Raw genomic sequence first — 11,875 nt, 5'->3', positions numbered from 1 at the left:
AGGATGCAACAATGACAAACAAAGATGATAAAAATAAAGATGTTGTAAAACCAAATAATGTTAATTCTAAACAACCACCTTTGCCTCCAGAGTTAGAGAAGAAATTAAAAACAATCAAATCAAAATTAACTAAATTCCAAAAAGAGATAACTAAAAAATTTGATAAGTATATTGTGGCTGTTTCTTTATTACCTCCCCCTAAACCTGAACAGATGCAAAAGATGAAGGAAGAGGATAAAGATAAGATAAGCGTCTTGGTTTTAATTGATGACATGGATAGTAAAACAATGTCTAAGATGGAATTACATCAAAAACTATCCACTATAATAATCGAGATGGCACAGAAAACAGATAAAAAAATATTTCCTGAAATAATTTTGTTAAGCGAGTTATGGCAAAATTGTTATGATGGAAAATATGAATTATTACAGATGGTTTCTATGTCTGCTCCTGTGTATGATAATGGAATGTTGGCTGCAATAAAAATAGCTGAAATACATAAATCAATGGTTCTAAAGAAATTTGAAAAGTATATAGTTAGCTATGTTTTAGCAGGTTCTTTAACACAAGGTAAATCTACAAAAACATCTGATATTGATGTCTGGATAGTTATCGACGATACAGATGTTAAAAAGATGACAAGAGTGGAGTTAAGGGATAAGTTAAGGGCTATAATTATTGGTATGGGTATTGAAGCTGGAGAGATGACTGGTATTAAAAACAAATTAAATATTCAAATTTATATTTTGACTGATTTCTGGGACAGCCTAAAGGAAGCAAACCCAATAATCTTTACTTTATTGAGAGATGGAGTTCCTTTTTATGACAGAGGAGTATTTATGCCTTGGAAATTATTGCTTAGAATGGGTAAGATTAAACCAAGTGCAGAAGCTATTGATATGTTTATGTCGTCTGGAGAACAGATGCTCCAAAGAGTTACTTTCAAGCTTAAAGATATATGTATAGAGGATATATATTATGCTCTCTTGACGCCTTCTCAGGCAGCATTAATGATGTTGGGTATTCCTCCACCTACACCGAGAGAAACACCAGAGCTTATGAAGCAAATCTTTGTGCAAAAAGAGAAACTTTTAGAAGCTAATTATATTAGTATCCTCGAGAAAATAATCACTTTAAGAAAAGAAATTGAACATGGTACAAAAAAAGAAATAACCGGGAAAGAAGTAGATGATCTATTATCTCATGCTAAAAAATATCTCAAAAGAATAAAAAGATTATTTGAGCAGATAAGTGTTATAAAATCAGAACAAGATGTTGTGAGTATATATGAATCTGTTATTACAATCATAAGAGATATACTAAAGAATGAAGGTATTGAAAAAATTCCTGATAAAGAGATTGTTAAAGTGTTTGAGAGTGAAATGACGTCAAAAGGAAAAATACCTGCTAAATTTTTAAGAATACTTAATGAGACATTTAAAGCTAAAAAAGATTATGATGAAAAGAAGTTAACAAAAACAGAAGTTGAGAAAGTCAAAAAAGATACAAGGGAACTAATCAAATTTATGGTGGAATATATCCAGAGAAAAAGAGTTGGAGAATTAGAAAGATCAAAAATCAAGGTAAAATATGGCAAGAAATACGGAGAAGTTGTTTTGCTTGGAGCTGTTGCTTTTGTAATACATGATGTTAGTGAAGAAGCTAAGAAAATTAGTCAGGTAAAATTAAACCCAGATGGAAGTTTTGGCACATTAAAGAAAAGTTCTTTTGATGAACTAGATAAAACATTATCTGAGATTGAACAAATACCTAAAGCATTTATCAAAAAACCAGTCTTTGAAAATCTAAAAAAGATCTTTGGCAAAGATGTAGAAATTTTAGTAAATTCTTAAATTTTATACACGGTAAATCCTATCTTTTTCTTAGTATGTTTTTAATGACCTAAATATTTAAATACTAATTTTTCATATTCTTTTTGAGATGAAGATAGGATACAAAGTGTGTGATGCAATGACGAAAAATCCAGTAATGGTTGGTAAAGATGATTCTTTAATGAAATGTGCAAATGTTATGAAAGACAACCATGTTGGTGCTTTGATAATAAATGATAATGAAGTTCTTTACATTGTGACAGAACAAGATATTGTAAGAAAGGGCGTTTCTCTTGGTCTTGATCCTGAAAAAGAGATTGTATCAGAAGTTATGATGAAGATAAAACACACAGCAGAGCTTCAACAGGATATATTTGAGGCTTTGGTTATAATGAAAGATCATAATATAAGACATTTACCTGTAATAGATAGTGGAAAGATGGTTGGATTATTGACATTAAAAGATGTCCTTAAAATAGAACCACAATTATTTGATTTATTAGTAGAAAAGTTTGAGTTAAAAGAAGAAGAAAGAAAACCAATTCATAGTGTTAAAGAAAAAGAAGGAGTTTGTAATCTTTGTGGAAATTATTCTGAAAAGGTTATTGAAAAAGATAATGTTCTTGTTTGTTCAGATTGTGTTAAATCTTAATTAACCATAATATTTATATAATACTCATTTCTGTTGATTTATACATATGCGGAGATGCCGGAGCGGTCAAACGGGACAGGCTTAGGTAAACAAACTTTGTTTGCAGAAACCTGTTAGCTTAGTGCTTACGGGGGTTCAAATCCTCCTCTCCGCATTTGTTTCTTAGTAGTAGTAACAAATAGAAAGATTTATATACTATAAATTTACTTATAATATATGAGTGAAATAAATTTTATTACTGAGGAAAGAGCTAGAGAATTAATTGAATCTGAAGTAGAATCAAATACAGATAAAGATTTTATTATTGATTCTAGTGGCTTTGCTAATCATTCTATTGATACAGCTAGAATAGCATATAATATAGCTAATATAATTCTTGAAAAACATCCTTCTTTGAAAAATTTAATTGATCCTGAGATTATTAGAGCAGCAGGATATATGCATGATTTTGGTAAGGTATATGGGGGGCACGAATATCATGAAGTAGGGGCAGCACATTTAATATTAACAGAAGGCGATAAAAATTTAGGATTAATAAATGGGGGATTAAAGTCAGAAAGAGAAGGAGTACTAAGAGAAATGGCTTCTATAATCCCACCCGATCTTGCACTTTATGAAGAATTAGGAGGGTCTAATTTCCCAGATGGGGCTTTGTATAAAGATCATATAGGTTTGTTTATTGAAAAAGTTGAACAGCTAAGAAGAGATCTTTCAAAAACAGATGAACCATTGAGTATAGAAGATTTTGCTTTACCTTATACTTTGAATCAACAAATAACTCTTTATGCTGATTTAACAAATCTTAATGGTGAATCTATACCTATTGAACAAAGATTAGCAGAGTTTGAACAAAGATATAGTGATCCTCAATCAAAATATTATAATCCTATTCTTAGTGGATTAACAAAAGTAATAAAACCCAGAATTCTAGTTGTTGGAAATACAGTAGAAAGCTTAATGAAATAGATTCATGTTTTTAAACCATAGATTCTATACCATTTTAAAGTAACAACCTTCTATATTGCCTTTTTTAAAGTGTTTGAGGGTTTAATATATTATTCAATCTAAACATATCTAGTCTAATTGCGAAATCTTTATAAAGAGTTTATTACCTACAATAGCCAGTAGTATTAGGGATGATAGAGACTAATCTCTATTATGCTTAAGCAAAAACTTTGAATATATAAAAAGTAAAACTTGAATATATATCCCTAAATATATATTGGGTTTGAAACACTATATATAATGGTTTGAGCGAAAGAAAATATGTTTAATGGTTTTATACAAACCATAATGTATCCAGATGGATGCTAAAAAAGAGGAAACATGAAAGTTTCCATGTATAGCACAAACACGGAGGTGTTATAAGCTATGAAATTAAGAAAAACAGTAAAAAGAATTGTGGCATTGAGCACAGGAGCAACAATGCTTGGAGCGACAGTTCTGGGTGCTATGGCAGCTGACCTTAGCGAATATCCTGCACCTATGTTCATCAAAGATGGTAAGTTTGATGGATTATTAGTAATAGGGGCAGACGGAGACACACAAGATATGCTTGGAGCAATGGATATGATTTCTTCATTACAAGCAGTAGCAGTGGGCGGATCCACAGGAACAAGTGCAGTGACATCAACAGTTGGAGATGTGTTTAAGTTTGATAAATCTTCTGACAAGCTTAATGTAGGAGAGAATATGACTACTATTAGGACTAAACTTTCAGATACACACCTTCCAATAATATTGGCAGATGGAACATTTACAACTGCAAAAGGAGCTAAATATGACTATGAACAAGAGATTAGCTTAGGATCAACATCAGACCACCATATACAATTTTTTGCAGACAAAGACTATGAAGATGAAAAACCAGTAGTTGGTCTTTCAATATCTAGAAACAAAAATGTTTTGAATTATACACTTGAATTTACTAAAAATGCAAAATCAAGTGTAAACTCTGATGGTGATTTAACTGAATTGGAAGATAGACAAATTGAAATGCTAGGTGAGGTCTTTGATATTACTGGATCTGAAAATAATACTGCATCTACTGCAGAACTTTCGTTAATGAGAGGAGCTCTAAAACCTACTCTTGAAGAAGGAGAGACAGCAACCTATACAATTGATGGAAAAGAGTATGAAGTAACAGCATTAATCATAGACGATACAAATAGTAAAGTTAAGTTTAAGATTAATGGAGAAGTTACAGATTCAATGGTAAAAGGCGATGTCTATCAATTATCCGATGGAATTAATATTGGAGCAAGAGAGATTCTACCTAATGAAGCAGGAGATGTAACTCAGGATATGGTTGAGTTTTATCTAGGTGCTAAGAAAATTGTCATGAAAGGTGGTGAAGAACTTAGCATGGATGATGAAGACATTAGTAATGTAGATGTATATATAACTACAAGTCAAAGTGCTAGTAAAACTGCATTAGAAAAAATAGAGATTGCGTGGACAGCAGATGATGACTTGTTTATTACAGAAGATGGTAATGAAGTTGTTATGCCTGGATTAGAATCTATTAAGTTTTATATGGATGGATTCTATAGAGGTGCAGAAGAAGAGATATCTGTATATGGCAGCTCAGATGATACAATTACATTAGCAGCACCAGTAAAAGACTATGATGTAAAATTAGATCTTTTATATGATAGTGATAGTGATGGTGATTTTAATAATGTAGGAGCATCAGCTACTAAAAAACTCATTACAAGAACATGTCTTGGTACTGATGAATACTTTTATGTAGATATGGATACAGATGAATACTTTGTAGTTACAAAGGTAAATGGTAAAGAAGCAGAAACAGCAGTACTTCAATTAAGTAAGGTACATGATACAAACGGAATTACTGTTAAAGACTACACAGGAACAGTTATTGCTGAAAATAAAAAGGTAACTAAAACCTTTGATGCAGCAGATATGACAATTACTGTTATGAATTTATCTCAAACTGATAGTAATGTTTCCTTTAAACTATCTGATAGTAATTGTGTAAACAGCACTTTAGTTACAGCAGAAGGTTTGCAGTTAGGATTGCCAGCAACTGATGTATATACAGAATACAATTTGTCAAACGGCATTATTACAGCAAATATTAATTGTTCAGGTGGAGATTATAGTAAAAGTATCCATCTAAACCTTACTAGTTGGAATGCAACCGGTACTGGTCTTAATGGTAGTAAAGACTGTTATGCACCAGCTTGGACAATGAATGTAACAGAAGAAGACAAAGACGAAAATATTGCTAGTGGAACAGGATTCCTACAGTTAAATGCAACATTTAACAGCGATACAGAAGCACATGTAAAGCTTGTTGCTAAGACCAACTTGTCTAATGACAAGACATACTCTATTGATAACTCAAAGAGATATGTAGGATTAGTTCAATCCCAAGTATCTACACAAGTAATTGAAGACAAAGTTGCTGACCAGTATGTAATAGAATTAACATATCCTGGTGAAGAGACATATGCAAACCTATATATTGGTTCAAAAGCTTCTCAGGTATCAACAACAGCAGGAAGTGAATCAGTAGCAATTACCAAAATTGAAGTTGGAGCAGCTGTATTGGACACATCTTTATCAAGTTATACAAACCAAAACTTGATAGTTGTAGGTGGTCCAGCTATTAACAGAGCTACTGCAGCTTTAACAGGTAAGTCTTATCCAGCATATGGTACAGATTCCGGAATACCAGAAAATGCAGGTTTAATTAAACTTGTTGAACAAACTGATGGAACTGTTGCTGTAATTGTTGCAGGATGGGAAGCAGACGACACACAAAGAGCATCCAGAGTACTTGCTGAAAGCGGAAATTATGCTTTAAGCGGTATGGAAGTCGTTGTTACTGGAACAAGTCTAACTGACATTAGTGTTGGTGTACCAGCAGCTGAATAAAAATAAGGAATTTATTTCCTTTATTTTTTCTTTTTTTAAATAAAACTTGAGAATTCTATTCTTTTATTAACCAAACAACAACTATTATAATAAGTATTACTAAAATAACTATAAAAAAAGCCAATAACATAACTGGTATATTCTGTTTTTTTGTATCGCTTTCATCTATATTAGTTTGAGGTGCTGTTGTTTGAGTATCACTTTCTTCTTCTGATATATCTTCATCATCAATAACTAAAACATTTTTACATTGATTGACCCATAAATCTATTGTAGTTAAATCATCTAAATGATCATCTTTATAATATGTTTTTATTTGAAGAGGAAATTTGCCTGATTTATTTACATTATCAAAATTTAAAAGAATTCTTTTAGCATATTTTTCATCTTCATCAATTTCGATATTGTCATAAACATTATGTAGTCCAAGTTCTTTGTTTTCTATTTCTAAGACAACTTCTTCTTCATCATGTTTCCCATCATTAACAATCCATACAATAAGTTTTACTGTTTCTCCACAATTTACTATTGTTTGATTTAATTGTGTATTGTAAATTCTTACATCATGACCTTCATCTTCTATATTAAGATAAACAAACCAATCAATCTTATGAATTGTATCATTTTCATCTATTCCTTGGATATTTATTTCAACTGTTTTTTGAACTTCTTCAGCATCATCAGGGATATTTAATCTAATACTTTTAGTTTTAGTTTTATCATAGTTTAAATCAAAAGATGAAACATCTTCAAATATATCTTCATTTTCTGTTATATTATAAAGAGTGATGCTTATTTCTATATCTTCAATATCTATTTTATCTATAAATGTATTTTCTAATTCTATTTCAAATTTTATATCTCCTCCTGGTACGATAAACTCATTATAAACAGATCCGTCTCCAATGCTTCTTTGTAGGTCTGAATCCTGATATATTGTAAGATCACTTATTCTAAGACCATCTTCTAAAGCATATACAGTGCTAACTAATAAAATTAGAATCATAAATGGTAATAATAATGCTTTTTTCATGTTATTACACCATCACCCCTTATCAGTACTAAAAAATGTTATCTTATATAAATATTTCGAAAATCTGAGCTGTTAAGTAAACGTCACCTCAAAACCTTTGACTTAACAGCTCACGAAAATCTATAGAAAACAATCTAAATTAGAATACCTACAAATATGTTGTGTTTGGATCTAACAATCTTTAGTTTAACTTTCCCTGTTTTATGGCAATTAGGGATAGAAATAAGTCTGTTTTTTGCCATAGCTATTTTTTCACCTTTTAATCTTCCATCAAATAATATTTCTGCTTTAATAGTATCATTCTTTTTAAAGGGTTTTTCTAATTTATTTGTTTCTATCACATTAAAATCAGTAGAATCAACTATTAGTTTAACCTCGTGCTTTTTTTCAAGGTTTTTCATATTCTCAAAGAATTTCTCAAAAGGCAAGGATTTACAAGGATTTCTACCAAATCTATAATTTAGAAAGTTTTGTATACATACTTTAGCATTAATTTTCTTTGCAAATTCAATTATTTTTGGCATTTCATCATCATTAAAATTAGGCAACAACACTGGTGCAATAAAGAGTTTTGCTTTTTTTGAAGAAATATATTTACAGATTTCCAGAATTCTTTTTGGTTCATAATTTGTTCCTGCCATTTTTTTGGCTATTTTCTCATCTATAGAATTAATAGAAAGATTAAATTTATTTAAACCTGCTTTAATAAGTGCATCAACTTTTGGTTTATCTAATAAAAGAGAATTGCTGCTTATTGAAATTGTTTTAACTTGTTTAATTTTTGATATATCTTTGATTAAATCTACAAGTGGTTTGTATAATAAAGGTTCTCCATGAGGATTAATGTAGGTTTCAATGTGATTACAGTTTTTTGTTTTAATTAGTTTTTTAAGCTCTTGAATTAAAAAGTCTTTTTCTATTATAAAATCTGTCTGTTTTTTTGAGCTTATTCCTTCATCAATTGAGCAATAGATACAGTTAAAATTACATGATGTTAATGGCTTTACTTCGATTAATGAAGTATTTCTGTCAATAATCCCAAAATAATTAAGACCAATAAGGGGAATATCCATATTTTGATGTAAATATACTGCTTTTTTATGGGTTAATTTGTTTTTCAGATTTTCAAAACCTTTATTTATAAGAAAATCGAACCTTTTTCTTGCTTTATTATCATTAACATAAAACTCAATAGAGTTTTTATTAACTTTAAATTTACCAATATTTGATAAATCTTCTTTTTCAATGTCAAAATAATAATTATCTAGAAAGAAAACTCTAATCTTATTATCCATTTCTTCAAAACTTAGGTCTTTAAACTTTATTTTTGTCATAAGAAACAATTATTTTATTATGCCAAAACCAATTAATCTAAATCTATGTTCAACAAGCCTCGAAATTGTAACTCTTGAACCTATTTCAGCACATACTGGTCTTTTTAATTTTAGACTTACATCTTTCTTCGATATACTAGTAACAACACCGACCGTTGCAGATGAATTTACATTTAACATCAATGTTTCATTTGGCTTTATTGGTTCTACATCTAACTCTTGTTTAGCACCAACAACCCTTTTTAAGAGATTTACTTCCATTTTAATCTGATCTTTGGTATCTGGTAGTTTACCAGGCAAGCCAATTATAGTTCCTCCTAAAGAGTCTGATTTAACAATTCCAGGGTCTAGTGTTGTTAATAATCCCATAGAACCTCCTGGTTGAATCTCATCAACTTGTGCGCCCCCAGCCATTATGGCTGTTATTTTTGTTTTTATTGGTTTCCATACTTTTTGATTTTTCTCTGTGAATTCTAATCCTGGTCTTATTTCTATCTCGTCTCCTTTTTTTAATTTTCCTTGTTTTAATATGCCTCCAAATACCCCTCCAATTAGGTCTTTTGGTATTGTGCCGGGTTTATTAATATCAAAACTTCTTGCAACAAACATTATTGGATCTAATTTAAGGTCTTTTTTAGGCGTCTTTAGTGTTTTTTCTATTGTTTCTACTAAAACATCTATATTGACGTTATGTTGAGCAGATATAGGTATTATTGGAGCATCTTTATATGGGGTTGTTTTAAGGAATTCTTTTATTTGTTTATGGTTTTCTAGTGCTTGTTTTTCATCTACTAGATCAATTTTGTTTTGGACTACAACAATATCTTTTATGCCTACTATTTCTAGGGCCATGAGGTGTTCTCTTGTTTGTGGTTGAGGGCATTTTTCATTTGCTGCAACCATAACTAGAGCTCCATCCATTATAGCTGCTCCAGATAACATAGTAGCCATCAAACTTTCATGACCTGGTGCGTCGACAAAACTAACTTTTCTTAATAATTTCCCTTTTGATTTACAATTTTGACATGTTTCTTTTGTTCCATATGATTTTGCAGCTTTGCATTTTGGACATTTGTAGAATGATGTGTCTGCATAACCAAGCCTTATTGTTATTCCTCTTTTTATTTCTTCAGAATGAGTATCAGCCCATTTACCACTTAACTTTTCTAATAAAGTTGTTTTTCCATGATCAACATGACCACAGAATCCTATAGTTATCTCTGGTTGAATTGCTTTTTCGCTTTTTTTTGTCTTTTTCTCAACCATGTTTATTTCTTTTCTTCTGGTTTTTCTTTAGGCTCCTCTTTTGGCTTATCTTCTTTTACTTCTGCCTTTTTCTCTTCTTTAGGTTTTTCTTCAGCAGGTTTCGTTTCTTTTTTCTCTGCTTTTGTTTCTTCCTTTGGCTTTTCTTCTTTTTTAGGTTCTTCACCTTTGGCCTGGAATAGGTTTTCCTTGCCTTGTTTTAATATTTTAAAATTGATTTGAACAATTTTATCCTGAATTGTGTTACCGCAAACGGTTTTTCTTTGTTTAATTCCTTTTGCCTTTTTCTTTATTCCGACGCCTTCTACTGCTAGAATTCTTTTTCTATTTGCTCCTTGTACATCTCTTCTCATAGGAAAGCCACAGTAATCAGAACCTCCTGTTAATTCAAATTCATAATCTTCTAAACCAATTGATTTTCCTTCTATTTTATCCCCTATTTTCTTACCAATTAATATGTTTGCTTCAGGAGATTTTAGTTCACGCTGAACACACTTACCTGTTTTTGGATCTGCAATTGTTAATTTAAAATCAGCCATTTTTAGATTTCCTCCCGAGGATAATCTTATGTTAACCTCAGTACGCTATAAGAATTTTATGGCCTTTATAAAGTTTTTGTTGACTATCAAAAAAAGTTACAAAAACCTTATAAATTAGTTATGTTTTGTAGTAATATGGAAAATTTTATTTATCAAAACCAAACCAAAATTATTTTTGGAAAGGATACAGAAAATCTAGTTGGGAAAGAAACAAGAAATTACAGCAAAAAAATTCTACTCCATTATGGAAAAAGCAGTATAAAAAAATCAGGATTGTATGATAGAGTAATTGAATCATTAAAAAATTCTGGAGTAGAGTATATAGAACTTTCAGGTGTTGTTCCAAATCCTAGATTAAGTTTAGTTAGAGAAGGAATCAAACTTTGTCGTGAAAACGATATAGATTTTATTCTGGCTGTTGGAGGGGGTAGTGTAATTGATTCTGCAAAAGCAATTGCTCTTGGATTTTATTATGAAGGTGATGTATGGGATTTTTTTTCAAAACAAATTAAAATAGAGAAGGCTTTGCCAGTGGGAGTTATATTAACAATTCCTGCTGCAGGAAGCGAAGCTAGCCGTGCTACTGTGATTACAAATGAAGAGGAAGGTAGAAAAATAGGAATTGGAGGTGAAATATTAAGACCAAAATTTTCAATATTAAATCCTGATTTGACAATGACGCTACCTAATTTTCAAACTACATGTGGTGTTGCTGATATGATGGCACACGTGATGGAAAGATATTTTACAAATACAAAAAATGTTGATTTTACTGATAAATTATGTGAAGCAACTTTAAAATCAATAATAAAAAACTGCAGAAATGTATTAAAAGAACCAAATAATTATGAATATCGTGCAGAAATTATGTGGGCTGGTTGTGTTGCACATAATGGTCTTCTTGGAACTGGAAGAGAAGAGGATTGGGCATCACATAAAATTGAGCATGAATTAAGCGCATTTTATGATGTTGCACATGGGGCTGGTCTTGCAGTGGTTTTTCCTGTATGGATGAAACATGTCTATAAGCACGACATAAAAAGATTTGTAAAATTTGCAAAAAATGTTTGGGGAATCAAAGACGACACAGATGAGCAAATTATACTAAAAGGAATTAAAAGCACTAAAGACTTCTTTAAAGAGATAGGACTTCCAACATCTTTAAAAGAATTAAAAATAGACGACAAACATTTAGAAGAAATGGCAGAAAAATGTGTGGATGGAGGTTCTATTGAAAACTTTTTAAAACTTAAGAAAGAAGATGTTCTTAAAATATATGAATTAGCCCTTGATTAATCACATTCTTTCTAGAACATGAA

Annotated in this window: 9 protein-coding genes and 1 tRNA gene; 6 read left to right on the top strand and 4 right to left on the bottom strand. The window is 30.7% G+C overall.

What is annotated here, in order from left to right; translation table 11 throughout:
* The first annotated feature begins 11 nt into the window (after positions 1-11).
* The 5 genes from CEE44_00405 to CEE44_00385 all read left to right on the top strand — a co-directional run bounded on the left by CEE44_00405 (position 12) and on the right by CEE44_00385 (position 6,387).
* The gene (locus tag CEE44_00405; protein ID TKJ16983.1) at positions 12-1,853 is read left to right on the top strand and encodes a hypothetical protein; all 1,842 of its coding nucleotides are present in this window, start codon (positions 12-14) and stop codon (positions 1,851-1,853) included.
* 88 nt (positions 1,854-1,941) lie between these two features.
* Positions 1,942-2,484, top strand: coding sequence for a hypothetical protein (locus CEE44_00400; protein TKJ16982.1), 543 nt, complete (start codon positions 1,942-1,944; stop codon positions 2,482-2,484).
* Between the two features lie 48 nt (positions 2,485-2,532).
* Positions 2,533-2,638 (top strand) — tRNA-Leu (locus CEE44_00395).
* A 62-nt stretch (positions 2,639-2,700) separates the two neighbouring features.
* Complete coding sequence (locus tag CEE44_00390) at positions 2,701-3,450, top strand: hypothetical protein (protein TKJ16981.1); 750 nt, start codon at positions 2,701-2,703, stop codon at positions 3,448-3,450.
* Between the two features lie 405 nt (positions 3,451-3,855).
* Positions 3,856-6,387 (top strand): hypothetical protein, encoded by a 2,532-nt coding sequence (locus tag CEE44_00385; GenBank protein ID TKJ16980.1) that lies wholly within the window; start codon positions 3,856-3,858, stop codon positions 6,385-6,387.
* 55 nt (positions 6,388-6,442) lie between these two features.
* On the opposite strand, the gene CEE44_00380 is transcribed toward CEE44_00385, so the two are convergent.
* The 4 genes from CEE44_00380 to CEE44_00365 form a co-directional block, all read right to left on the bottom strand.
* Positions 6,443-7,420, bottom strand: a complete 978-nt coding sequence (locus CEE44_00380) for a hypothetical protein (GenBank protein TKJ16979.1) — start codon at positions 7,418-7,420, stop codon at positions 6,443-6,445.
* A gap of 134 nt (positions 7,421-7,554) precedes the next feature.
* Positions 7,555-8,754 carry a hypothetical protein gene (locus tag CEE44_00375; GenBank protein ID TKJ16978.1) on the bottom strand — a complete coding sequence of 400 codons (1,200 nt, stop codon included), beginning with the start codon at positions 8,752-8,754 and terminating at the stop codon, positions 7,555-7,557.
* Positions 8,755-8,763: 9 nt separating this feature from the next.
* Entirely contained in the window at positions 8,764-10,020 is a 1,257-nt protein-coding gene (locus tag CEE44_00370; GenBank protein ID TKJ16977.1) for a translation initiation factor IF-2 subunit gamma, read from the bottom strand.
* Between the two features lie 2 nt (positions 10,021-10,022).
* Complete coding sequence (locus CEE44_00365) at positions 10,023-10,556, bottom strand: 30S ribosomal protein S6e (protein TKJ16976.1); 534 nt, start codon at positions 10,554-10,556, stop codon at positions 10,023-10,025.
* A 135-nt stretch (positions 10,557-10,691) separates the two neighbouring features.
* Between CEE44_00365 and CEE44_00360 the strand changes: the two genes are divergently transcribed.
* A complete protein-coding gene (locus CEE44_00360) occupies positions 10,692-11,852 on the top strand; it encodes an NADH-dependent alcohol dehydrogenase (GenBank protein ID TKJ16975.1) in 1,161 nt (386 codons plus the stop codon).
* Positions 11,853-11,875: the final 23 nt, after the last annotated feature.

It is taken from the genome of Candidatus Woesearchaeota archaeon B3_Woes, assembly GCA_005222965.1.
Taxonomy (GTDB): Archaea; Nanobdellota; Nanobdellia; order Woesearchaeales; family B3-WOES; genus B3-WOES.
Note: the sequence above shows the minus strand (reverse complement) of the source record. Positions and strands in the feature narration are given on the sequence as shown.